Annotated in this window: 18 protein-coding genes; 6 read left to right on the forward strand and 12 right to left on the reverse strand. The window is 71.9% G+C overall.

The window, feature by feature from the left end:
* Positions 1-201: 201 nt before the first annotated feature.
* The gene (locus tag IE248_RS00950) at positions 202-1,134 is read right to left on the reverse strand and encodes a LysR family transcriptional regulator (protein ID WP_190029787.1); all 933 of its coding nucleotides are present in this window, start codon (positions 1,132-1,134) and stop codon (positions 202-204) included.
* A gap of 101 nt (positions 1,135-1,235) precedes the next feature.
* On the opposite strand from IE248_RS00950, the gene IE248_RS00955 reads away from it, so the two are divergent.
* Together IE248_RS00955 and IE248_RS00960 are read left to right on the forward strand one after the other, a co-directional pair.
* A complete protein-coding gene (locus IE248_RS00955) occupies positions 1,236-2,249 on the forward strand; it encodes an NADP-dependent oxidoreductase (RefSeq protein ID WP_190029788.1) in 1,014 nt (337 codons plus the stop codon).
* A gap of 119 nt (positions 2,250-2,368) precedes the next feature.
* Positions 2,369-4,396, forward strand: coding sequence for a phosphocholine-specific phospholipase C (locus tag IE248_RS00960; RefSeq protein ID WP_037792097.1), 2,028 nt, complete (start codon positions 2,369-2,371; stop codon positions 4,394-4,396).
* Between the two features lie 3 nt (positions 4,397-4,399).
* Here the strand turns inward: IE248_RS00960 and IE248_RS00965 are convergent, their stop codons facing one another.
* On the reverse strand, positions 4,400-4,945 hold the full coding sequence (locus IE248_RS00965) for a GNAT family N-acetyltransferase (RefSeq protein ID WP_190029789.1): 546 nt from the start codon (positions 4,943-4,945) through the stop codon (positions 4,400-4,402).
* The gene (locus tag IE248_RS00970) at positions 4,942-5,649 is read right to left on the reverse strand and encodes a tyrosine-protein phosphatase (RefSeq protein WP_229895077.1); all 708 of its coding nucleotides are present in this window, start codon (positions 5,647-5,649) and stop codon (positions 4,942-4,944) included. The genes IE248_RS00965 and IE248_RS00970 overlap by 4 nt, the downstream gene beginning before the upstream one ends.
* A gap of 88 nt (positions 5,650-5,737) precedes the next feature.
* Here IE248_RS00970 and IE248_RS00975 point away from each other — a divergent pair, with 88 nt between their 5' ends.
* Positions 5,738-6,457 (forward strand): nitroreductase family protein, encoded by a 720-nt coding sequence (locus tag IE248_RS00975; protein WP_190029791.1) that lies wholly within the window; start codon positions 5,738-5,740, stop codon positions 6,455-6,457.
* A gap of 70 nt (positions 6,458-6,527) precedes the next feature.
* Here the strand turns inward: IE248_RS00975 and pruA are convergent, their stop codons facing one another.
* Positions 6,528-8,159: an L-glutamate gamma-semialdehyde dehydrogenase gene (pruA, locus tag IE248_RS00980; protein WP_008739801.1), complete on the reverse strand. Its 1,632-nt coding sequence runs from the start codon at positions 8,157-8,159 to the stop codon at positions 6,528-6,530.
* 33 nt (positions 8,160-8,192) lie between these two features.
* Positions 8,193-9,119, reverse strand: a complete 927-nt coding sequence (locus IE248_RS00985; protein ID WP_073772970.1) for a proline dehydrogenase family protein — start codon at positions 9,117-9,119, stop codon at positions 8,193-8,195.
* Positions 9,120-9,321: 202 nt separating this feature from the next.
* Between IE248_RS00985 and IE248_RS00990 the strand changes: the two genes are divergently transcribed.
* On the forward strand, positions 9,322-10,497 hold the full coding sequence (locus IE248_RS00990; protein ID WP_190029792.1) for a PucR family transcriptional regulator: 1,176 nt from the start codon (positions 9,322-9,324) through the stop codon (positions 10,495-10,497).
* Positions 10,498-10,591: 94 nt separating this feature from the next.
* On the forward strand, positions 10,592-11,179 hold the full coding sequence (locus tag IE248_RS00995) for a GPP34 family phosphoprotein (protein ID WP_008739794.1): 588 nt from the start codon (positions 10,592-10,594) through the stop codon (positions 11,177-11,179).
* Between the two features lie 129 nt (positions 11,180-11,308).
* Here IE248_RS00995 and IE248_RS01000 read toward each other — a convergent pair whose 3' ends face one another.
* Positions 11,309-11,893 carry a TetR/AcrR family transcriptional regulator gene (locus tag IE248_RS01000; protein WP_008739792.1) on the reverse strand — a complete coding sequence of 195 codons (585 nt, stop codon included), beginning with the start codon at positions 11,891-11,893 and terminating at the stop codon, positions 11,309-11,311.
* Between the two features lie 89 nt (positions 11,894-11,982).
* Between IE248_RS01000 and IE248_RS01005 the strand changes: the two genes are divergently transcribed.
* The gene (locus IE248_RS01005) at positions 11,983-13,551 is read left to right on the forward strand and encodes an MFS transporter (protein ID WP_190029793.1); all 1,569 of its coding nucleotides are present in this window, start codon (positions 11,983-11,985) and stop codon (positions 13,549-13,551) included.
* Positions 13,552-13,622: 71 nt separating this feature from the next.
* Here the strand turns inward: IE248_RS01005 and serA are convergent, their stop codons facing one another.
* From serA to IE248_RS01035, 6 genes are all read right to left on the reverse strand, one after another.
* Positions 13,623-15,212, reverse strand: a complete 1,590-nt coding sequence (gene serA, locus IE248_RS01010) for a phosphoglycerate dehydrogenase (RefSeq protein WP_008739788.1) — start codon at positions 15,210-15,212, stop codon at positions 13,623-13,625.
* A gap of 284 nt (positions 15,213-15,496) precedes the next feature.
* Complete coding sequence (gene ilvC / locus IE248_RS01015; RefSeq protein WP_073798353.1) at positions 15,497-16,498, reverse strand: ketol-acid reductoisomerase; 1,002 nt, start codon at positions 16,496-16,498, stop codon at positions 15,497-15,499.
* A gap of 119 nt (positions 16,499-16,617) precedes the next feature.
* Positions 16,618-17,142 (reverse strand): acetolactate synthase small subunit, encoded by a 525-nt coding sequence (gene ilvN, locus IE248_RS01020; protein ID WP_008739784.1) that lies wholly within the window; start codon positions 17,140-17,142, stop codon positions 16,618-16,620.
* A 31-nt stretch (positions 17,143-17,173) separates the two neighbouring features.
* The gene (locus IE248_RS01025) at positions 17,174-19,054 is read right to left on the reverse strand and encodes an acetolactate synthase large subunit (protein ID WP_190029794.1); all 1,881 of its coding nucleotides are present in this window, start codon (positions 19,052-19,054) and stop codon (positions 17,174-17,176) included.
* Between the two features lie 224 nt (positions 19,055-19,278).
* Positions 19,279-22,224: a putative bifunctional diguanylate cyclase/phosphodiesterase gene (locus tag IE248_RS01030; RefSeq protein ID WP_100582743.1), complete on the reverse strand. Its 2,946-nt coding sequence runs from the start codon at positions 22,222-22,224 to the stop codon at positions 19,279-19,281.
* Positions 22,225-22,541: 317 nt separating this feature from the next.
* Entirely contained in the window at positions 22,542-23,489 is a 948-nt protein-coding gene (locus IE248_RS01035; RefSeq protein WP_073798350.1) for a 2-hydroxyacid dehydrogenase, read from the reverse strand.
* Between the last annotated feature and the right edge of the window lie 86 nt (positions 23,490-23,575).

The raw sequence follows: 23,575 nt of genomic DNA on the forward strand, positions 1-23,575 counted from the left end.
CGCCGGAAGAGGCGGGGAGCGGTGCGCCGCAGGGGTTGCCTGCCAAGGGGCGCGCGCTCACGACCGCCATTCGCTGGATCAGCGAGACGTTCGGCTTCTACAAAGCTAGGCCAGCTCGCGTTGTATGTCTCCGCAATTACTCGGGCTTCCTACTATCTGAGACGGCCGACCCCCCGGAAACCCCCTCCCCAGCCCTCCGATTCAGCCCGCTTCGGAGCGAAGTTCCCTGATCAGAGCCCTTACGGCCAGGGTGGAGGCGGATTCCGGCGCAGTGACGTACCCCACGTGTCTCACCGGCCCCGAAGGGCCCAGACCGGTGATGTCCACGGCGTCCGTGGCCTCGCGCAGCGACAGCTCGGGCAGGATCGCCATCCCGAGGCCCCGGCCGACCATCGTCAGCACCATCCCGTCGTCCTCCGCCTTGACGGTGGCCCGGGGGATCCAGTCCTGGGCCCGCCACCAGTCCCGGGTGTACGAGCCGCAGTTCTCGTCCCAGTCCAGCAGGGGCAGCGACCTCGGGTCCGGGTGCCCGGCCGGGTGGACCAGGGCGTACGCCTCCTCCCGGAGCACCCCGGTCAGCAGCCGCCCCGGCGCCGCGGCCCCGGCGGGTACGGACCCGGTCGCGCCGGTCGCGCCGCCCACGCCGCCGCCCGCGCCGCCGCCGCCCGCGTTCAGCGTCGCGATCGCGAGGTCGGCGCGGCCCGCGGCCACCTCGCCCGCGGTGCCGGCGCCGAGTTCGCGGACCACCCGGACCTCGGGCCGGATGCCGGGGTGACGGGCCGTGAGCCGTTCCAGCGCGGGCGGCAGCAGGTGCAGGGCCGCGCTGCGGAAGGCGGCGATCCGGAGCACCCCGGCCACGGTGTCGCGGCCCGCGCCGCGGGCTTCCGCGCCGAGGACCTCGTACATCCGAAGGATCCGGCGGGCGAGGGCGACGGCCCGCTCCCCCGCCGGGGTGGGGCTCGCCCCGCCCCGGCCGCGCTCGAAGAGCACCGCGCCCACCTTGGCCTCGCTGCCGCGCACGGAGTGCGACACGGCCGACTGGCTGAGCCCCAGCAAGGCTCCGGCGGCGGAGAAGCCGCCGGAGTCGGCGACGGCGGCCAGGACCCGGAGTTCCTGCGGCGACAGATCGGCCACGGGGGCTCTCACCTCGTTCTATGAGCGGCGTTCATGGATGTGCGGCTTCCATGAACGCAACCCCCTGCCCGGGCCCGGGATTCCTTCCTAGCGTCCTCCCCATGACCACGAGCACGGCGTACGCCGTTCACCAGATCGCCCGCCCCAGCGGCTTCCCCGCCGCGTCCGACTTCACCCTCGTCCGCACCCCGGTCCCCGACCCCGCCCCCGGCACCGCGCTCGTGGAGAACCTCCTGCTCTCGGTCGACCCTTACCACCGCGGCCTGATGGACGGCGGCGAGGGCGGCTTCGAGCTGGACGCCCCGCTGGAGGGACGCGCGGTGGGGCGGGTGATCGCCTCCCGCGATCCGGGGCTGAGCGAGGGCGACCTGGTCTTCCACCGCTCCGGCTGGCGGACCCACGCCCTGGTCACCCTCGGCGTGGACGGCACCCGCAGGCTGCGCGGCCACGAGGGCGTCCCCCTGGAGGCGTACCTCTCGATCCTCGGCGGCACCGGCCTGACCGCGTACGCCGCGCTCACCCGGACGGCCGGGCTGCGCGCGGGCGAGGACCTGTTCGTCTCCGCCGCCGCGGGCGGGGTCGGCACCGCCACCGGCCACATCGCCCGGCTGCTCGGCGCCCGCCGGATCATCGGCAGCGCGGGCTCGGCGGCCAAGGTCCGTCACCTGACCGGCACGCTCGGCTTCGACGCGGCCTTCGACTACCACGACGGCCCGGTCGGCGAGCAGCTCGCGCAGGCGGCGCCGGACGGCATCGACGTCTACGTGGACAACGTCGGCGGGGACCACCTGGAGGGGGCGATCGACTCGCTGCGCGAGTACGGGCGGGTGGCCTGGGTCGGCGCGATCTCGATGTACAACGGGGACCGTTCCCCGGCGGCCCCCCGCAACCTCTTCGAGGTCGTACACAAGTCGCTCCGCCTGGAAGGGGTATTGGTTCGCAACCACACCAATCTCCAGGACGAGCTGGAGGACTTCCTCGTGCCGCATCTGCGCAGCGGCCGCGTGGGCACCGACACCACCGTTGTCCAGGGAATCGATCACATGGTGGAGGCTTTCCTGGGCATGCTGCGGGGGGACAATCTGGGCAAGATGCTGGTCCGTCTCACCAGCTGAATCCGGCCAACCGGATGTTCACCGTTTTCTTACCGCGCGGAGGTAGACCTTTGGGCCGGCTCCGGCCACCCTTGCCGTCATTGTGCCAGCGGGGCATCCGAGTTGGAGGCGAGCAACCAGTGACACCGATCAGCCGCAGGGGTTTCGTGGGAATCGGCGCCGGGCTGGTGGCGGGGGCGACCCTGCCCGCGATCACGCCGACCTCGACGGCGGCCGCCACCGCGTCCGGCACGATCACCGACGTGAAGCACGTGGTGATCCTGATGCAGGAGAACCGCAGCTTCGACCACTACTTCGGCAGGCTGAAGGGCGTCCGCGGCTTCGGCGACCGCGCCGCCGGCAACATCCCGGGCGGCTGGGGCACCTTCAACCAGCCGAACTGGGGCGGCCGCCAGTACCCGTGGAAACTGTCCGCCACCCCGCCGGCCGGCGGGGCCGACAGCGAGACCCTGGCCCAGTGCACCGGAGACCTCCCCCACAGCTGGACCTCGCAGCACGCCGCCTGGAACAAGGGCCGGATGGACAACTGGGTCATCGGCGTCGGCAACACCCGCACCCTCGGCCACCTGGACCGGGGCGACATACCGTTCCACTACGGCCTCGCCGACAACTACACGATCTGTGACGCGTACTTCTGCTCCGCCCTCAGCGCCACCGGCCCCAACCGCACGTTCCTGTGGAGCGGGAAGGTCGACGCGGGCAGCAAGGACGGCGGCGACGAGTCGGGGCTGACCTGGGAGACGTACGCGGAGGCCCTCCAGCGGGCCGGCATGAGCTGGAAGGTCTACCAGAACGCCCAGGACAACTACGGGGACAACGGTCTGGCCTACTTCAAGAAGTTCACGGACGCCGCCCCCGGCAACCCGCTGTGGGACCGCGGCATGGCCTCCGTCCCGAGGGTCACCGGCTCCACCCCGGACGACATCGCGGCCGCGATCCGCGCCGACGTGGTCGCGGGCACGCTGCCGCAGGTGTCCTGGGTCGTGGCGAACGAGGCCTTCTCGGAGCACCCGTACGCCCCTCCCGGCGACGGCGCCCACTTCGTGGACCTGGTCTACCGGGCGCTGTCGGCGAACCCCGAGGTCTTCGACTCCACGGTCCTCTTCCTGAACTACGACGAGAACGACGGCTTCTTCGACCACGTGGCGCCGCCGGTCGCCCCGCCCGGCACCGCGGACGAGTACATCGACGGCCTCCCGATCGGCCTCGGCTTCCGCGTCCCGATGATCGTGATGTCGCCGTGGACCCGGGGCGGCTGGGTGAGCTCGGAGGTCTTCGACCACACCTCGGTGCTGCGGTTCATGGAGACCTGGTCGTCCGCCCTCGGCACCCCGGCGGCCTGCGCGAACATCAGCGCGTGGCGCCGCAAGGCGGTGGGCGACCTGACGGGCGTCTTCGACTTCGCCCGTCCCGTCTACGGGGTCCCCGCCGGCCTGCCGTCCACGGCGAAGGTCATCGGCCAGTCGACCTGCGGCCCGCTGCCCAACCCGGCGCCGCAGGACAACGCCCTGCCGGCGCAGGAGTCCGGCACCCGGCCGGCGCGGGCGCTCCCGTACCAGGTCAACGGCAACCTGGACCGCTTCGAGTTCGGGGCGGCCGGGCAGATCCTGGCCTGGTTCTCGATGAGCAACCAGGGGGCGCAGGCCAAACGGCCGGCGCACTTCTCGATCCACCCGCACCAGCACCGGGACACGGCGGCCTGGCAGTACACGGTGGATCCGGGCGCCACGTCGACCGACTGGTTCAGCATCGGGCTCGGCAGCGGCTCCGGGAAGTACGACATCTCGATGTACGGCCCGAACCGGTTCCTGCGGCGGTTCATCGGCGACGCGTCGAAGGCGGGCAAGGCGATCGAGGTCGCGTCCCGCTTCGCGGTCGAGCCGGGCACGGGCAAGACGGCCGTCTACTTCAAGATGACCAACACCTCGGCCTCCCCGGTCACCTTCACCATCCGCTCGAACGCCTACCGCACGGACGGCCCGTGGACGTACACGGTCCCGGCGGGCTCCTCGCGCGAGGACTTCTTCAACGCGGTGCACTACAGCAAGGGCTGGTACGACTTCACCGTCCTCGCGGACTCCGACGGCACCTGGTCGCGCCGCTACACCGGCCACATCGAGACGGGCGCGCCCAGCGTCTCCGGCTGACGTCTACAGGACGTCGCCGTCGCGCCAGTCGAAGTCGAGCCGCCCGGCGGGATCCGGCGGGATCCCGCCGGGCGGTGTCCACACGAAGGTGGAGCCCTCCTCCTCGGCCAGCCGCACCGGCCCGTCCGGGCCCAGCACCCCGATCCGCCCGGGGTACGGCCGCCAGCCCCGGCCCGTGTACAGGGCCGCCCCGGCCTCGGACGCCGAGAGCGCGCCCAGCACGTAGGCCCGCCCGATCACCGTCTCCAGGGCGGCCATCACCTCCCCGCCCAGCCCGAGCCGGCGCCGGTCGGCGCGGACGGCGACGGCCTCGACGTACCCGGCGCGCAGCGCCCGCCCGCCGTGCAGCACCCGCCGCTGGACCACGCTCCCGTGCGCGACCGGCTCCCCCTCCTCGTACACCAGCGCGTGCATGCCGCCGAGGGCGTGCTCGAAGTCCTCGTCCCCGAAGTCCCCCTCGAAGGCACCGTCCAGCAGCGCCCGCACCGCGGCCAGATCCTCCGGTCCCAGCTGCCCGGTGTGCACGAGGCGGACGTACGTATCGCTCATGCCCCCAGTCTGCCGCGCGGCCGCGCCAGCTCCCCCGTCCTCAGCCCGCCCTCCCGCAGGCACCCCTCCGCGTCCAGCCACGCGGCGGTGTCGCGGGCCAGGGCATGGACGGTGGTACCGAGGGAGGCGACGTACTCCCCGATCTCGGTGTCCTCGTACGGAAGTCCCCGCGCAGCGTGCATCGCCCGTACCCGCGGCTCGCTCAGCCCGTGGTCGGCGGCGATCTCCTCCGGGCCGGCGCCCATGAGCCGCAGCAGCACGAGCGCGATGATCCCGGTGCGGTCGCGGCCCAGGCCGCAGTGGAACACGACTCCCCCGGGCGGCGCCTCGGCGACCGCCCGGGCGACCGCGGCGACGCGGTCCGGGAAGCGCTCCAGGAAAGGCCGGAAATAGGCGGGGGTCCCAAAGCCCGGGGTGTCCCACCAGGTGTCCCAGAAGTCCCGGTGCTCGATGCCGTCGAGTGGGACTCGGACCGTCTTCAGCCAGGCCGGGCGGGGTGCGTGGTCCACTCCGGGCTCGTCGTCATTGCGCAGGTCGACCACGGTCCGCACGCCGTGCCCGGCCAGCGCGGTCCAGCCGCGCCCGGTGAGTGCGTCGAGCCGGTCGGCGCGGACCAGTGCTCCCGGGGCGAGGCGTCCCGGGCCGCCGAGATCGCGCGCGTTGAAGCAGCCGTCCCACGCGAGGAATCGACTGGTGGTCGCCATACCCATAGCCCCCCTGTCAGTACACAACGGACAGTGGGTCATGACGCCGCCCTGGCGGCGCCCGGTTCCCCCGCGTGAAGATCGGTGCATGCCGCCTGACACCACACCCGGGGCCGAGCGCGAGCGCTGGGCGCCCACGCACGGTGAGCCGTACCGTCCCACGCCCTACCGCCCCGCGCGGATGCCGGGCGGGGAGTCCCTCGCGCGTGCCGCCGAGCTGCGAGCCCGCATGGAAGAGCGCCGCACCGTACGGCACTTCTCCCGCGACCCCGTCCCCGCACAGGCCGTCCTGGACGCCGTCGCCTGCGCCGCGACCGCGCCGTCCGGGGCGCACCAGCAGCCGTGGACCTTCGTCCTGGTCAAGGACCCGGTCGTCCGGCAGCAGATCCGCGCCGCCGCCGAGCAGGAGGAGGAGCTCTCCTACGACGGCCGCCTCGGCGACGAATGGCTCGCCGCCCTGCGCCCCATCGGCACGGACGCCGTCAAGACGCACCTCACCGACGCCCCGGCGCTGATCGTGGTCTTCCAGCAGCGCTACTGGCTCGGCCCCGACGGCACCAAGCGCAAGCACTACTACGTCGACGAGTCGGTCGGCATCGCGGTCGGCATGCTGCTCTCCGCCCTCCACCTCAGCGGCCTCGCCGCCCTGGTCCACACCCCGAGCCCGATGCGCTTCCTGGCCCACGTCCTGGAGCGCCCGGAGAACGAGAAGGCCTTCGCGGTCATCCCGGTCGGCTACCCCGCCGACGACTGCGAGGTCCCGGACCTGCTGCGCAAGTCCCTGGACCAGGTCGTCGTCGAGGTCTGAGGAACTGGAACCGCCCCCGCACCGGACTTGGGGGTACCGGAGCGGGGGCGGGGTTCAGCGGTGGGCGGGATCAGCCCATGTGGGGGTAGCCGTACTCGGTCGGCGGGACCAGGGTCTCCTTGATGGAGCGGGTCGAGGTCCAGCGCAGCAGGTTCGACGCCGCGCCCGCCTTGTCGTTCGTACCCGAGGCTCGGCCGCCGCCGAAGGGCTGCTGGCCGACGACGGCGCCGGTCGACTTGTCGTTGATGTAGAAGTTGCCCGCCGCGAAGCGGAGCTTCTCCATCGTGTCGGCGGCCGCGTAGCGGTCCTGCGCGATGACGGCGCCGGTGAGGGCGTACGCCGAGACGTTCTCCATCTGGGCGAGCATCTCGTCGTACTTGTCGTCCTCGTAGACGTGGATCGCGAGGATCGGGCCGAAGTACTCGGTCGTGAAGACCTCGTTCTCCGGGTCGGTGCACTCGATGACGGTCGGGCGGACGAAGTAGCCCTCCGTGTCGTCGTACGTGCCACCGGCGACGACGGTGCAGGTCGGGTCGGCCTTGGCGCGGTCGATCGCGGCCTTGTTCTTGGCGAACGAGCGCTCGTCGATGACGGCGCCGATGAAGTTCGTCAGGTCGCGGACGTCACCCATGGCGATGCCGTCGACCTCGGCCGCGAAGGCCTCCTTGAAGCCGTCGTTCCAGATCGAGGCCGGGACGTAGGCGCGCGAGGACGCCGAGCACTTCTGGCCCTGGAACTCGAAGGAGCCGCGGGTCAGGGCGGTCTTCAGGATGCCGCGGTCGGCGCTCGGGTGGGCGACGACGAAGTCCTTGCCGCCGGTCTCGCCGACCAGGCGCGGGTAGGAGCGGTACTTCTCGATGTTGTTGCCGACCGTCTTCCACAGGTACTGGAAGGTCTTGGTCGAGCCGGTGAAGTGGATGCCGGCCAGCTCGGGGTGGTTCAGGGCCACCTCGGAGACGGCGATGCCGTCGCCGGTCACCAGGTTGATGACGCCCTTGGGCAGACCGGCCGCCTCCAGGAGCTCCATCAGCAGGACCGCGGAGTGCGTCTGCGTCGGGGACGGCTTCCACACGACCACGTTGCCCATCAGGGCCGGGGCGGTCGGCAGGTTGCCCGCGATGGCCGTGAAGTTGAACGGCGTGATCGCGTAGACGAAGCCCTCCAGCGGGCGGTGGTCGCTGCGGTTCCACACGCCGGCGCTGTTCGCGGCGGGCTGCTCGGCCAGGATCTGGCGGGCGAAGTGGACGTTGAAGCGCCAGAAGTCGACGAGCTCGCAGGGGGTGTCGATCTCGGCCTGCTGCGCGGTCTTCGACTGGCCCAGCATGGTGGAGGCGGCCAGCTTCTCGCGCCACGGGCCGGCCAGCAGCTCGGCGGCGCGCAGGATGATCGCGGCGCGGTCGTCGAAGGACATCGCGCGCCACGCCGGGGCGGCGGCCAGGGCGGCGTCCACGGCTTCCTGGGCGTCGGCCTCGGTGGCGTTGGCGTAGGTGCCGATGACGGACTTGTGGTCGTGGGGCTGGACCACGTCGAAGCGCTCACCGCCGCCCATGCGCTTGACGCCGTCGATCGTCATGGGAAGTTCGATGGGGTTCTCGGACAGCTGCTTGAGCTGCTCTTCGAGACGCACGCGCTCGGCGCTGCCGGGGGCGTACGAGTGGACCGGCTCGTTGACCGGCGCGGGGACCTGGGTCACAGCATCCATGGGTCTGGTAACTCCTTGACCTTGTTCTAGGACCTAGTTCTTGGTGATCATCGAGCGGACGAAGAAGAGCAGGTTGGCCGGCTTCTCGGCGAGGCGGCGCATGAAGTAGCCGTACCAGTCGGTCCCGTACGCGGTGTAGACGCGCATGCGGTGGCCCTCGGCGGCGAGCCGCAGGTGCTCCTCGCTGCGGATCCCGTACAGCATCTGGAACTCGTACTCGTCCAGTTTGCGCCCCGCGGTGCGGGCGAGCTCCTGGCTGATGGCGATGAGCCGCGGGTCGTGGGACCCGATCATCGGGTAGCCCTCGCCCTCCATCAGGATCTTCAGGATGCGGACGTACGCCTTGTCGATCTCGGCCTTGTCCAGGTACGCGACCTCGGCGGGCTCCTTGTAGGCGCCCTTCACGATCCGGACGCGGCTGCCGGCGGCGGCCAGGCGGCGGGCGTCGGCCTCGGTGCGGAACAGGTACGCCTGGATCACGCAGCCGGTCTGCGGGAAGTCCCGGCGCAGCTCCTCGTGGATGGCGAACATCGAGTCGAGGGTGGTGTGGTCCTCGGCGTCCAGCGTGACGGTGGTGCCGATGGCGGCGGCGGCCTCGACGACCGGGCGGACGTTGGCGAGGGCGAGCTCGTGGCCGCCCTCCAGCGCCTGGCCGAACATCGACAGCTTGACCGACATCTCGGCCTTCTCGCCGAGGCCCAGGCCGGCGAGGCGCGCGATGAGCTCCAGGTAGGCGTCACGCGCGGCGTAGGACTGCTCGACGGTCGTGATGTCCTCGCCGACGACGTCGAGGGTGACCTCCAGGCCCTTGCGGGTCAGGTCCTCGACGATCGGGATGACCTGGTCGACCGTCTCGCCGGGGATGAAGCGGTTCACCACGGGCTTGGTCACCGGGGCGGCAGAGACGATTCGGCGCATCTTGTCGCTGCGCGAGGCGGCGAGGATCGCGGGACCCAGCACGGGGCACCTCCAACGGGTGGCAGAAGCAGTCATACGGCCCGCCGCGGGGGATGGGCTGCGGACGTACAGGAAAACTCAAGTGAAACCACCGTGAAACCTAGGGATCGCGTCGATCGTCTGCCATCGACAGCTGTCACGCATCCGTGGCCGCGATCTCATACATCTGTCTGAAGACCTCCTTGCGGGGTGGGAGAATGTCCGGGTGAAGGGCGATTACCAGGACCTGGTGGACGAGATTTCGGCGCTGCTCGGGGCCCCCGCGACGCTGGAGAACCGGGACTTCCGGCTGATCGCCTTCGGCGCGCACGACAGCGACGACGATCTCGCCATGGATCCCGTGCGCACCCGCTCGATCCTGACCCGCCAGTCGACCGCGGCCGTCCGGTCCTGGTTCGAGGGCTTCGGCATCGCCCGCGCCACCGGACCGGTGCGGATCCCGGCGGCACCGGACGCGGGGGTCTTCCGGGGGCGGATCTGCCTGCCGGTGCGGTACCGGGGCATCGTCCAGGGCTACGTGTGGCTCCTCGACCAGGACGCCGGCGGCCAGGACCCCGGCCCGGGGCCGGCGGCCCTGGACGCCGCGATGGAGGTGGCGCAGCGGATCGGGGTCCTGCTCGCCGAGGAGGCGAAGGCGGGGGCGGACCTGTCCCGGGAGTTCCTGGCGGTGCTCACGGCGGGGCGGGGCTGGCAGCAGGACATGGCGGTGGCGGCGCTGCGGGAGGCCCTGGGGCCGGGGGCCGACGGGCTGCACGCGGCGGTGTGCGTGGCGCCGTGGGCCGGGGAGGTACCGGCCTCGGTGCCGGGAGCGGCGGCGGTGTGCCTGGTGCCGTGGCGGGGGCGCGAGGAGGACGGCCCGGCGGAGCAGGCCCTCGCGCTGCTGGTCCGGCTCCGCTCGGCGGACGTCGCGACCCCGGCCGTGACGCTGGCGACGCGGCTGGCCGCGGGCGCCGGGCAGCCGGGGACGCCGACCGCCGGGATCGGGGAACCCCGGCGGGGACTTGCGACCCTCGCCGACGCCTGGACCGAGGCCTCGGCGGGCGCCCGGGCGGCGGCGGCCCAGCCCCGGCTCGGTCCGGTGGCGCAGTGGTCGGCCATCGGCCCGTACCGGATGCTGGCCGCGCTGGCGGCGGACCCGGTGGACGATCCCGCGACCCGGGCCCTGCTGGCCCCCGCGCACCGGGAACTCGCCCGCACCGCCGAGGTGTTCCTCGACTCCGCGGGCCAGGCGGGGCGGGCCGCGGCGGCCCTGGGCATCCACCGCCAGACGCTGTACTACCGGCTGTCCCGCGTCGAGCAGCTGACCGGGCTCGACCTGGACGAGGGCGAGGACCGGCTGCTGCTCCACATGGCCCTCAAGTCGGCGCGTCTGCACAGCTGATGTGGGCGGGCTGCGCCGTTCGGGGTGCGCGATCGGGCCGGAGCTGCTCTGCTGGTTCCGGCGGCCGCGCCGGCGGCCGTGACGGGGAGCCTCCATGACCACACCGCGGGACCTGATGATCATCGCCTTGGACGTGGCGCCCGAGCGCCCCGTGGGGCGGGGCGACCTCGCGCTCGCCCTCGCGGGGGCCGAGCTGCTGGACCTCCTGGCGGACCGGACGGCCACCCTGGCCGACGACCGCATCGTGCCGGAGCCGGGCCACCGGCCGCCGGCGGCCGACCCGCTGCTGGAAGCGGCCGCGGCGGCGCTGGTGCGCGAGGCGCCGTACGAGTCGGTCGCGGACTGGCTGTGGCGCCGGGGCCAGGACCTGCCGTCGGCGTATCTGGCCGCCCTGGAGGCCGAGGGCCAGCTCGTCCGGCAACGCCGCCGCGGACAGCCGACGCTGGCGGACTCCCCCGACCGCCGCCGGGCGGCGGACCGCTGGACCGCGGCCGAACCGGTCCTGGCCTCGCTCGCGGAGGCCGTCGGGATCGGCACCGCCGAGGAACCTCCGGCCGTGCCGGACGACACGACGGCCACGGTGCTGGCCGCCGTCAACGACGCCCTGATGGAACTCGAAGCCGTCCGCCAGCGCCGCGCCATCGAAGACGCCGCCTTCGACAACATCTGGCGCGGCAACTAACCCCGCCGGGCCGCGCAGCGCCGGGCGCGCGCGGACCGGGGCGGCGTACGGGCGGCGGGCCCGGGCCGTAGGGCCTGTCCGCCTCGACGGGGCCTCCTCGCCGGGCGCGCGGGCCGGGGCGGCCGTGCGTCAGGACGGGGTGGCGGGTGTCATGGCTTCGGCGGCCTGGCGCATGCCGTCCGTGAGTTCCTCGGCCGTCGCCGCCGACTCGGGGTCGAAGAGCCACTGGATGACCAGCCCGTTCAGCAGCGCCTGGTAGAACGCGCCGAGGGTGCGGACCTCCCGCTCCGTGATCCCCTCCTCCGGCCGCCCGGTGAACATGGCGATCAGCCCCCGCCGCCCCTCCCCCTGCGAGCCGGCCAGCAGCGTCCGCAGCTCCGGCAGCCGGTCGCCGCTCAGCGCGACCTCCATGCTCGCCGCCCAGACCGGCCCGGCCCCGGCGGCGTGCTGGGAGAGCACGCCGTCCCAGACCTGGCGGAACCGCTCCAGCGAGCCGCCCTCGCCGTCGACGCCGGTCTTGAAGACCTCCCCCCACTCCTCCATGAGCTCGGTGAACGCCTGCGTGAGCAGCGCGTCCTTCGAGCCGTAGTGGTAGCCGATGGACGCCAGATTGGCGCCGGAGGCCTTGACGATGTCGCGCGCCGTCGTGCGCACGAACCCCTTCTCGACCAGGCACTTCTTCGCGCCTTCGAGCAGATCTTCTCGGTGTCCCATGTCCGCAGCCTAGCAAGACAAGCGTCACAGACGCACGTTCCATACGCTCGTACTAGACAGACGTTTATGACGCTTGTACATTGCTGCTCATGACGAACCCCGCGAACTCCGCGAACTCCGGGAACCCCGCCACGCGCCTCGCCGGCCGCCGGGAATGGACCGCCTTCACCGTCCTCCTGCTGCCCCTGCTCCTGGTCTCGATGGACGTCTCCGTCCTCTACTTCGCCATCCCCGCCATCACCGGGGAGCTCGACCCCAGCGCCACCCAGCAGCTCTGGATCTTCGACAGCTACGCCTTCGCCCTCTCCGGCCTGCTGATCACGATGGGTTCCCTCGGCGACCGGATCGGCCGCCGCAGGCTCCTGCTGGCCGGCGCCGCCGCGTTCGGGCTCGCCTCCGTCGGCGCCGCCTACGCCACCAGCGCCGAGATGCTCATCGCGGCCCGCGTCCTGCTCGGCATCGGCGGCGCGACCCTGATGCCCTCCACCCTCGCCCTGGTGCGCAACCTCTTCCAGGACGCCCGCCAGCGCGGCAAGGCCATCGCCCTCTGGTCCGGCGCCATGACCGGCGGCATCGCCCTCGGCTCGGTCATGAGCGGACTGATGCTGAACCACTTCTGGTGGGGTTCCGTCTTCCTGATCAACGTCCCCGCGATGCTGCTCCTGCTCGTCCTGGTCCCGGTCCTGGTCCCGGAGTTCAAGGACCCGGCCCCCGGCCGCTTCGACCTGCTGAGCGTCCCGCTGTCCACGGCCGCCGTGCTGCCCCTCGTCTACGGGCTCAAGGAGATCGCCGCCGAGGGCTTCGAGCCGCTCTACCTGGGCTGCCTCGCCGTCGGCCTGGCCTTCGGGTACCTCTTCGTCCGCCGCCAGCGCACCCGTGAGGACGCCATGGTCAGCCGGGCCCTGTTCCAGGGCCGCGGTTTCGGGTCCGGCATCGCGCTGAACACGGTCGCCGCCTTCGCCATGATGGGCTCGGCCTACTTCACCACCCAGTACCTGCAGTCGGTCCTCGCCATGGGCACCCTGGAAGCCGCCCTGTGGAGCCTGGCCCCGTCCCTCGTCATCGGCGCCGCCGCCCCCGCCGGCGCGGCCCTGGCCCAGAAGGTCGACCGGGCCTACGTCATCGCCGGCGGCTTCGCCCTCGCCGCGGCCGGGTTCGCCCTGATCGGCCTGGTCGGTACGGATTCCCTCTGGCTCCTGCTGACCGGCGCGGGAGTGCTCGCCTCCGGGATCGTCACCGTGATGTCCCTGGTCGGCGACATGGCCCTGGGCTCGGCCCCCGCCGAGAAGGCCGGCTCGGCGGCCTCCCTGCTGGAGACGGGGCAGGAGTTCGGCGGCGCCCTCGGCATGGCGCTCCTCGGCAGCCTCGGCACCGCGGTCTACCGGAGCGACCTGGCGGGGCAGGAGCCGGCGGTACGGGAGACCCTGGGCGGCGCGGTCGCCACGGCCCGGGGGCTCGGCGGGGAGACGGGCGAGCGGGTGCTGGACCTGGCCCGCGAGGCCTTCGTCCACGGAATGCAGTACGCCGCCTGGGGCGGAACGGTCCTGCTGCTCGGAGCGGCTCTGCTCGCCGCGTCGGCGCTGCGCGGCGCCGGGAGCCCGGCTCCGCTCGCGGGGGAACCGGAACCGGCCCCCACCCCTTCGGCCCTGGCCGGCTGATCGGCGTACGCCGCACCCAAGACGAAAGGGCCCGGGGTTTCCCCCGGGCCCTTCGCCGTGTTCGCGACCGGTCAGCCGAGGCTGACGCTGCGCGCCGAGACGGCGCCGATCTCGGCCGCGATGTCCGCGAGGACACCCGCCGGGACCTCGGCGTCGACGGTGAGGACGCCGAGCGCCTCGCCGCCCTCCTCGGCGCGGGCGACCTGCATGCCCGCGATGTTCAGGCCGGCCTCGCCGAGGAAGCGGCCGACGGTGCCGACGACACCCGGCCGGTCGGCGTAGCGCAGCACGATCATCTGCTCGGCGAGCGCGAGGTCGAGGTCGTACTCGCCGATGCCCACGATCTTCTGAAGGTGCTTCGGGCCCGCGAGCGTACCGGAGACCGAGACCTCCTGGCCGTCCGACAGGGTGCCGCGGACGGTCACCACGTTGCGGTGGTCCGGGGACTCCGAGCTGGTCGTCAGGCGCACCTCGACACCGCGCTCCTGCGCGAACAGCGGGGCGTTGACGTAGGAGACCGTCTCGTCGACGACGTCCTCGAAGACACCCTTGAGCGCGGAGAGTTCGAGCACCTTCACGTCGTGCTGGGTGATCTCGCCGTAGACCTCGACGTCGAGGCGGACCGCGACCTCGCCCGCGAGGGCGGTGAAGATGCGGCCGAGCTTCTCGGCGAGCGGCAGGCCCGGACGGACGTCCTCGGCGATGACGCCGCCCTGGACGTTGACCGCGTCGGGCACGAGCTCACCGGCGAGGGCGAGGCGCACCGACTTGGCGACCGAGACACCGGCCTTCTCCTGGGCCTCGTCCGTGGACGCGCCGAGGTGCGGGGTGCAGACGACCTGGTCGAGCTCGAAGAGCGGGGAGTCCGTGCAGGGCTCCTTCGCGTATACGTCCAGACCGGCGCCGGCGACCCGGCCCTCCTTGATGGCCGTGTACAGCGCGGCCTCGTCCACGATCCCGCCGCGGGCGGCGTTGACGATGCGGACGGACGGCTTCACCTTGTGCAGCGCCTCGTCCCCGATGAGACCGAGGGTCTCGGGGGTCTTGGGCAGGTGCACGGTGATGAAGTCGGCGACCTCCAGCAGCTCGTCCAGCGTCAGCATCTTGACGCCCATCTGGGCGGCGCGCGCGGGCTGTACGTAGGGGTCGTAGGCGACGACCTTCATGCCGAAGGCCGACATGCGCTGGGCGACCAGGACGCCGATGCGGCCGAGTCCGACGACGCCGAGGGTCTTCTCGCTGAGCTCGACACCCGTGTACTTGTTCCGCTTCCACTCACCGTTCTTCAGGGCGGTGTTGGCCTGCGGGATGTTGCGGGCGGTGGCGACGAGCAGGCCGCAGGCGAGCTCGGCGGCCGTGACGATGTTGGAGGTCGGAGCGTTCACGACCATCACGCCGGCCTTGGTGGCGGACGAGACGTCGACGTTGTCCAGACCGACACCGGCGCGGGCGACGACCTTCAGCTTCTTGGCGGCGGCGATGGCCTCGGCGTCGACCTTGGTCGCGGAGCGGACCAGGATCGCGTCGACGTCCACGATCGCGGGGAGCAGTTCGGCGCGGTCGGCGCCGTTGCAGTGCCGGATCTCGAAGTCCGGCCCGAGCGCCTCGACGGTGGCGGGCGACAGCTCTTCGGCGATGAGTACGACAGGTTTCGAGCTCACGTGGGTCCTCACAAGTCCAGTGCGGACGGCCGTCCCGACGGCCGCAGGCGGTGGAGGGGGTAGCCGCGTGGAAGACGCACGACACTGTGGGCCTGACGCGTTTGTGTTGAGCAGTGTAGTAGCGGATTCCGTGCGGAATTCCGCCTGTCCGGAAGGATCACCCGTCCGGGGTTGGCCGGGGTGGACAAGCCGCGCTTTCGGAGCTCGCCGATCCGGCCGGTCAGGCCTGGCTGGCCGATGCGCGGCGGGGCCGGGACTCGCCGTCCCGGCCCCGTCGCGGTCGATCAGCTCTCGTCGTTGTCGACCCAGCTCATCAGCTTGCGCAGCTTCTTGCCGGTGGTCTCCAGCAGGTGCGCCTCGTCGGCCTTCTTGTACTCGTTGTACTTCGGCAGACCGGCCTTGTACTCGGCCATCCAGGTGTTGGCGAACTCGCCGCTCTGGATCTCCGCGAGGACCTGCTTCATCTCGGCCTTGGTGGCGTCGGTGATGATGCGGGGACCGGTGATGTAGTCGCCCCACTCGGCGGTCTCGGAGACCGACCAGCGCATCTTCTCCAGGCCGCCCTCGTACATGAGGTCGACGATGAGCTTCAGCTCGTGCAGGCACTCGAAGTACGCGATCTCCGGCTGGTAGCCGGCCTCGGTCAGGGTCTCGAAACCGGCCTTGACCAGGGCGGAGGCGCCACCGCAGAGGACGGCCTGCTCACCGAACAGGTCGGTCTCGGTCTCCTCGGTGAAGGTGGTCTTGATGACGCCGGCGCGGGTGCCGCCGATGCCGGCCGCGTACGAGAGCGCGAGGGCGAAGGCGTCGCCCGAGAAGTCCTGCTCGACGGCGGCGATGCAGGGCACGCCGCGGCCTTCCTCGTACTGGCGGCGGACCAGGTGGCCCGGGCCCTTGGGGGCGACCAGGGCGACGTCCACGTTGGCCGGGGGCTTGATGAAGCCGTACCGGACGTTGAAGCCGTGGCCGAAGAAGAGCGCGTCGCCCTCCTCCAGGTGCTGCTTGACGGACTCCTCGTAGATCTCGGCCTGGAGCGGGTCCGGGGCGAGGATCATGATGACGTTCGCCCAGGCGGCGGCCTCGGACACCGAGACGACCTTCAGGCCCTGCTCCTCGGCCTTGGCCTTGGACTTCGAGCCCTCCTTCAGGCCGACGACGACGTCGACGCCGGAGTCACGGAGCGACAGCGCGTGGGCGTGGCCCTGGCTGCCGTAACCGATGACCGCGACCTTGCGGCCCTGGATGATGGACAGGTCGGCGTCGTTCTCGTAGAACAGCTCGGCCACTGGGATATCTCCTTGGTGCGCTGGTGTTGCTCCCACCGTACGGCGGGGAACGGAATCGAGGTTTCCTGGTCTCGCCATGCGAGAGGTGAAGCGGGTGGTGCGGGGGGCGTGAAGTCCGGTCAGGCGGTGCGGTCGAGCGCGCGCAGGCTGCGGTCCGTGATGGACCGGCCGCCACGCCCTATGGCGATCGTGCCGGACTGCACGAGTTCCTTGATGCCGAAGGGCTCCAGCATCTTGAGCATCGCGCCGAGCTTGTCGGCGCCGCCGGTGGCCTCGATGGTGACGGCCTCCGGGGAGACGTCGACCGTCTTGGCGCGGAACAGCTGGACGATCTCGATGACCTGCGAGCGGGTCTCGTTGTCGGCGCGGACCTTCACCAGAACGAGTTCGCGCTCGATCGCGTTGTGCGGCTCCAGCTCGACGATCTTGAGGACGTTGACCAGCTTGTTGAGCTGCTTGGTCACCTGCTCCAGCGGGAGGTCCTCGACGTTCACGACGATGGTGATGCGGGAGATGTCGGGGTGCTCGGTGACGCCCACCGCGAGGGAGTCGATGTTGAACCCGCGGCGGGAGAACAGCGCGGCGATCCGGGCGAGGATGCCGGGCGTGTTCTGGACCAGGACGGAGAGCGTGTGCTTGGACATGTGGGGCGTTCTCTCTCTCGGCTCTCTCGGCTCAGTCGTCTTCGTTGTCGCCGAAGTCGGGACGGACGCCCCGGGCTGCCATGACCTCGTCGTTGGAGGTGCCGGCGGCGACCATCGGCCACACCATGGCGTCCTCGTGGACGATGAAGTCGACGACCACCGTACGGTCGTTGATGGCGTTGGCCTCGGCGATGACCTTGTCCAGGTCGGCCGGGTCCTCGCAGCGCAGCGCGACGCAGCCCATGGCCTCGGCCAGCTTGACGAAGTCGGGGACGCGGGTGCCCTTGCGGGGGGAGGCGGACTCGCCGAGCTGGGAGCCGACGGTGTCGTGGCCGGTCTCGTCCGCGTGCAGCACGGTGTTGGAGTACCGCTGGTTGTAGAACAGGGTCTGCCACTGGCGGACCATGCCCAGGGCGCCGTTGTTGATGATCGCGACCTTGATCGGGATGTTGTTCAGCGCGCAGGTGACCAGTTCCTGATTGGTCATCTGGAAACAGCCGTCGCCGTCGATCGCCCAGACCGTGCGGTCCGGCCGGCCGACCTTGGCGCCCATCGCGGCCGGGACCGCGTAGCCCATGGTTCCGGCGCCGCCGGAGTTCAGCCAGGTGCGCGGCTCTTCGTAGTTGACGAAGTGCGAGGCCCACATCTGGTGCTGGCCGACGCCGGCCGCGTAGACGGTGCCCTCGGGCGCCAGCTGTCCGATGCGCTCGATGACCTGCTGGGGCGAGAGCATGCCGTCGTCGGGCAGGTCGTAGCCCAGCGGGTACGTGTCGCGCCAGCGGGTGAGGTCCCTCCACCAGGCGGAGTAGTCGCCGGCGTTGCCCTCGGTGTGCTCCGCCTGGACGGCCTGGATCAGGTCGGCGATGACCTCGCGGGCGTCGCCGACGATCGGGACGTCGACCGCGCGGTTCTTGCCGATCTCGGCCGGGTCGATGTCCGCGTGGATGATCTTCGCGAAGGGGGCGAAGCTGTCGAGCTTGCCGGTGACGCGGTCGTCGAAGCGGGTGCCGAGCGCGATCAGCAGGTCCGACTTCTGCAGGGCGGTCACGGCGGTGACCGCGCCGTGCATGCCGGGCATGCCCACGTGCAGCGGGTGGCTGTCGGGGAAGGAGCCGAGCGCCATCAGGGTGGTGGTGACCGGGACGCCGGTCAGCTCGGCGAGGACCTTGAGCTCGGCGGTCGCGCCGGACTTCATGACGCCGCCGCCGACGTACAGGACGGGGCGCTTGGCCTGGCTGATGAGCTTGGCGGCCTCGCGGATCTGCTTGGCGTGCGGCTTGGTGACCGGCCGGTAGCCGGGGAGGTCCTGCGTCGGCGGCCAGCTGAAGACGGTCTTCGCCTGGAGGGCGTCCTTGGCGATGTCGACCAGGACCGGGCCGGGGCGGCCGGTCGAGGCGATGTGGAAGGCCTCGGCGATCGTCCGCGGGATGTCCTCGGCCTTGGTGACCAGGAAGTTGTGCTTGGTGATCGGCATGGTGATGCCGACGATGTCCGCCTCCTGGAAGGCGTCGGTGCCGATCGCCTTGGAGGAGACCTGACCGGTGATCGCGACCAGCGGGACGGAGTCCATGTGCGCGTCGGCGATCGGGGTGACCAGGTTGGTGGCGCCGGGGCCCGAGGTGGCCATGCAGACGCCGACCTTGCCGGTGGCCTGGGCGTATCCGGTGGCCGCGTGGCCCGCGCCCTGCTCGTGGCGGACCAGGATGTGACGGACCTTCTTGCTGTCCATCATCGGGTCGTACGCGGGGAGGATGGCGCCGCCCGGAATGCCGAAGACGGTGTCGCACCCCACCTCTTCGAGAGAGCGGATGAGGGACTGCGCGCCCGTGACGTGCTCAACTGCGGCGGCCTGGGCTCCGCCGGAACGGGGCCGCGGCTGCGGATGGTGGGCCCCGGTGGCCTGCTCGGTCATCTGCATTCTCTTCTCGAAGCTGAAGGTGTGATGCTGAGGGTTTTGCGAGGTTTCTGCGGTGTGCCAGTGCAACAAAAAACCCCTCGTGCCAGGAGGCAAGCGAGGGGAGCGCGTCGGTGTTGTGGAGCGGGGCCGTGCAGGACCCAGCTTCAGCCGACGCGCTTTCCAAGTACGAGAATTCGGGTGCGCATGGCACTGACCCTCCCTCCGGCGGGAGGTGGATGTCAAGTGGGTGGGACGGGCGTCTCATTATGTGAGCCTCTGCGGATGGCCATCGATCCCCCGGGGGAACCACCGGCCAAGGCGGGTTGGGCCGCTCCGCCCGGTACTGGGAACGTACTCCTCACGAGCGCGCGGCGCAGCCTGTACTCGTCGAGAGGTCCGGAGAAGGCCAGCCCCTGTCCGTGGGTGCACCCCATCGCGCGGAGCGCCATCACCTGTTCGGGGAGATCCACCCCGTCGGCCACGGACTGCATGCCGAGGTCGTTTGCGATGCGCAACAATCCGGCCGTGATCTTGTGGAGCCGGGCGGATTCGACCACGCCTTCGACCAGGCCACGGTCCAGCTTGAGGATGTCCACGGGGAGCCGGCGCAGGGCGCTGATGGCCGCGTAGCCGCTGCCGAAGCCGTCCAGGGCGATCCGGACGCCGAGCCGGCGCAAGGCCGCCAGACGGCGCTCCAGCTCGTCGAAGGGGACTCTGGGGTCGCTGTCCGCCAGCTCGATCACCAGGGCCCCGGAGGGCAGCCCGTGCCGGTTCAGCAGGGCTTCCACGGAGGCCGTCGGAACGGCCCGGTCCAGCAGCCGCTGGGCGGTCATCCGGACGGCGACCGGGACGTCGTGCCCGACCCGGTGCCGCTCGGCGGCATGGCCGACGGCCTCCTCCAGGATCCAGCGCCCCAGCTCGGCGGCGCGCGCGGTGTCCGGGCCGCCACCGGCGCCGCCCGCGCCCGGGCCCGCGCCGCCGCGCGCATCGCGGCCCGGGGCCTGCTCGCGGCCGTGCGCGAAGGAGGCCTCGCTGTGTTCGGCCACCCGGAGGAATTCCGCCGGGGTGAACAGGATCCCCTGCGCCGAGCGCCACCGGGCCTGCGCGGCCACCGCCGTCACCTCCCCGGTGGCCAGCGAGACCACGGGCTGGTGCAGCAGGGCGAACTCCCCCTCATGGAGCGCGGTGCGCAGGCGCCCCGCCAGCTCGGCCTTGCGGGCGACCTCGGCCTGCATCTGCGGCGCGTACAGCTCGACGCGGTCCTTGCCGCCCGCCTTGGCCCGGTACATCGCGAGATCCGCGTTGCGCATCAGGTCCGAAGGGGTGATGCCGGGGTCCGCGAAGGCGACGCCGATGCTGGCGGCGACCCGGACCTCACTGCCCGCGATCCGGTACGGCTGGGACAGGGTGGTGCGCAGCCGGTCGGCGATCTCGTGGACCTGGTACTCGCGGGCGCTGCGGTCGCGGCTGCCGTCGCCGAGGATCAGGGCGGCGAACTCGTCCCCGCCGAGGCGGGCGGCGGTGTCCCCGGCCCGGACGGAGTCCTGGAGGCGGCGCGCGGCCTCGACGAGCAGCTCGTCCCCCGCCTGGTGGCCGATGGTGTCGTTGACCGCCTTGAACCCGTCGAGGTCGATGAAGAGGACGGCGGTGCTGTGGTCCCCGGCCCGGCGGCCGGTCAGGGCCTGGCGGACGCGGCGGGTGAACAGCGCCCGGTTGGGCAGGTCGGTCAGCGGGTCGTGCTCGGCGCTGTGCTGGAGCTGCGCCTGGAGGCGGACGCGCTCGGTGACGTCCCGGCTGTTGAGGATGAGGCCGCCCTGGTGGCGGTTGACGGTGGACTCCACGTTCAGCCACTCGCCGCCGCCGGACTTGAACCGGCACTCGATGCGGGTGGTGGGCTCCTCGGTGGGCGGGGCGGCGAGGAAGCGGCGTACCTCGTGGACCACGCGGCCGAGGTCCTCCGGGTGGATCAGGGAGGCGAGCTCGCTGCCGACCAGCTCCTCCGCCTCGCGGCCGTAGACCCCGGCGGCGGCGGGGCTGACGTAGTGCAGCGTTCCGGTGGGCGCGGCGATCATGATGACATCGCTGGAGCCCTGGACCAGGGAGCGGAAGTGGTTCTCCTTCTGGGCCAGTTCCTGGGTCAGCGCGATGTTGTCGAGCAGCATGATGCCCTGCCGGATGACGAGTGCGAGCACGACCGTGCACCCCGTGAAGACGACCATCCGGTCGACCTTGCGGCCGTCCACGACGTTGTAGAGGATCCCGAGGGTGCAGACGGCGGCCGCGAGGTACGGGGTGAGGGCGGGCAGCGAGCCGGTGATGGGGCGGCTGTGCGGGCGCTCCGCGGGCGGGTGCGGGGCGGCGGGCGGGAGCGGGTGCAGCCGCCGGGCGCCCCACGGCGCGTACGCGAGCAGCAGCGAGCCGGCGAACCAGCCGGCGTCGAGCAGCTGTCCGGACTGGTAGCCGTCGCTGAGCAGCGGCGAGGTGAACAGGGCGTCGCTGAGCACGGTCAGGGCGAGGGCCGCGATGGCGGTGTTGACGGCGGAGCGGTTGCCCTCGGAGCGCCGGAAGTGCAGCACCAGGACCATCGAGACGAGCGCGATGTCCAGGAGCGGGTACGCGAGGGAGATCGCGGCGCTCGGGACGCTGCCGGTGGCGCCGGACTGGGCGGTCCGCGCCGCGTTGGCGAGGGCCAGGCTCCAGGAGAGGGTGAGCAGGGAGCCGCCGATGAGCCAGGAGTCGAGGCCGAGGCACACCCACCCGGCGCGCGTCACGGGGCGTTTGGCGAGGACGAGCAGGCCGACGATGGCGGGCGGCGCGAAGCAGAGGAAGGCGAAGTCGGCGAGCGAGGGCTTGGGCACCGGTTCGCCGAGGACCACCTCGTACCAGCCCCAGACGGCGTTGCCGCAGGCGCCCATGAGGGAGGAGAACGCGAAGAGCAGCCAGGCGGGGCGCTCACGCCGGTCGATGGACCGGGCGTAGGAGTAGCAGGAGACGGCTGCGAGTATCCCGGCCGCGCTGAGCCCGAAGTCGCCCATGATCTCGGCGATTTCACTGGAGCCCCAGCCGAGGGCGGCTCCGACGGCGTATCCGCCGCAGATGAGTGCGAGGAGCAGTTGCGCCGCCAGGCTCCGGCCGCCGCTCTCGGCGGGCGGCCGGGTCAGGAGCGCGGCCCCCGGGGCGCTCACCGGCCCCCCTCGCTGGCTTGTTTCGGCGCACTCCATCGTCGCCTCCGGCGGCTCTGCCGCATCGGATCCTTCGCCCATTGGCCGTGCATCGCCCGTCGCCCCCCAAAATGTCCGATCACTCCCCAGCGCCAGACGTTCGCGGCGCAGCCCCCTGTTCCGGACGATACACCACTTTCGTCACTCAGGGACATAGGTTCTCTACGCTCCGTCACCACGAAGGGAGTTGTGAACACGGGGCGCACGCGAGCGGACGCGGAGCGTGCGCATCTCCCGTCGCTCCGCCGCCACTCGGGCGTCAGCCGGCCGCCGGCGGGCCGTCACTCCGTGACGAGCACCGTGTTCTCGACGGGCTCGCCCGCGGCGAACCGGGTGAGCTGCCGGGCGATCAGCCGCTTCGCCCGTGGCTCGAACGCGGTGCTGCTGCCGCCCACATGGGGCGTGATCAGGACATTCGGAGCATGCCAGAGCGGGTGGCCCGCCGGCAGCGGTTCCGGGTCGGTGACGTCGAGGGCCGCGCGCAGCCGCCCCGACTCCAGTTCCGCGAGCAGTGACTTGGTGTCGACGACGGGCCCGCGCGCGACGTTCACCAGCAGGGCGCCGTCCTTCATGCGGCCGAGGAACCCGGCGCCCGCGAGACCCCGGGTGGCGTCGGTCAGCGGGGTGGAGAGGATCACCACGTCGGCGTCCGGGAGCAGCCGCGGCAGGTCGGCGAGGGCGTGCACCGGCCCGTGGGCGCTGTCCCGCGCCGACCGGGCGACGCGGGTGATCCGCCCGCACTCGAAGGCCAGCAGCCGGTCCTCGACGGCCGCGCCGACCGACCCGTAGCCGACGATCAGGACGGACTTGTCGGCGAGGGCCTCGTAGAAACCGCCGCGCCACTCCTCGCGGTCCTGGCCGCGGACCATGCCGGGGAGGCCGCGCAGCGAGGCGAGGACCAGGGTGAGGGCGAGCTCGGCGGTGCTGGCGTCGTGGACGCCGCGCGCGTTGCACAGCCGTACGCCGGGCCGCAGCGCGCCGAGGCCGCCGAGGACGTGGTCGACGCCGGCGGTCAGCGTCTGGACGATCCGCAGGGCGGGCATCGCGGCCAGCGGGCGCAGGGTGACCTCGGAGGACTTCATGTACGGGGTGACGTAGAAGACGCAGGGCGCCGGGTCGGCGGGGAACTCGTCCTCGCCGTCCCACTGGCGGTAGCGGAACGTGTCGGGGAGGCCGTCGATCTCGTCGGCGGGGAAGGGGAGCCAGACGTCCCCGGTCGCGGTGGTCATGACCCGGAGGCTATGCGAAGGGATGTGGATCAAGCCGTTAGTTTGTTCGCCGGGGCCGTGTTCACGGGGGCCGAGAGGGGGACGCA

The sequence above is a fragment of the Streptomyces goshikiensis genome, assembly GCF_014650555.1.
GTDB classification, from domain to species: domain Bacteria; phylum Actinomycetota; class Actinomycetes; order Streptomycetales; family Streptomycetaceae; genus Streptomyces; species Streptomyces goshikiensis.

What these genes read in the sequence shown, in the direction of transcription:
- IE248_RS00955 (WP_190029788.1), top strand. Translation starts at nt 1,236, where the DNA reads ATGACCACGAGCACGGCGTACGCCGTTCACCAGATCGCCCGCCCCAGC.
- IE248_RS00965 (WP_190029789.1), bottom strand. Translation starts at nt 4,945, where the DNA reads ATGAGCGATACGTACGTCCGCCTCGTGCACACCGGGCAGCTGGGACCG.
- IE248_RS00970 (WP_229895077.1), bottom strand. Translation starts at nt 5,649, where the DNA reads ATGGCGACCACCAGTCGATTCCTCGCGTGGGACGGCTGCTTCAACGCG.
- IE248_RS00975 (WP_190029791.1), top strand. Translation starts at nt 5,738, where the DNA reads ATGCCGCCTGACACCACACCCGGGGCCGAGCGCGAGCGCTGGGCGCCC.
- pruA (WP_008739801.1), bottom strand. Translation starts at nt 8,159, where the DNA reads ATGGATGCTGTGACCCAGGTCCCCGCGCCGGTCAACGAGCCGGTCCAC.
- IE248_RS00995 (WP_008739794.1), top strand. Translation starts at nt 10,592, where the DNA reads ATGACCACACCGCGGGACCTGATGATCATCGCCTTGGACGTGGCGCCC.
- IE248_RS01000 (WP_008739792.1), bottom strand. Translation starts at nt 11,893, where the DNA reads ATGGGACACCGAGAAGATCTGCTCGAAGGCGCGAAGAAGTGCCTGGTC.
- IE248_RS01005 (WP_190029793.1), top strand. Translation starts at nt 11,983, where the DNA reads ATGACGAACCCCGCGAACTCCGCGAACTCCGGGAACCCCGCCACGCGC.
- ilvN (WP_008739784.1), bottom strand. Translation starts at nt 17,142, where the DNA reads ATGTCCAAGCACACGCTCTCCGTCCTGGTCCAGAACACGCCCGGCATC.
- IE248_RS01025 (WP_190029794.1), bottom strand. Translation starts at nt 19,054, where the DNA reads ATGACCGAGCAGGCCACCGGGGCCCACCATCCGCAGCCGCGGCCCCGT.
- IE248_RS01035 (WP_073798350.1), bottom strand. Translation starts at nt 23,489, where the DNA reads ATGACCACCGCGACCGGGGACGTCTGGCTCCCCTTCCCCGCCGACGAG.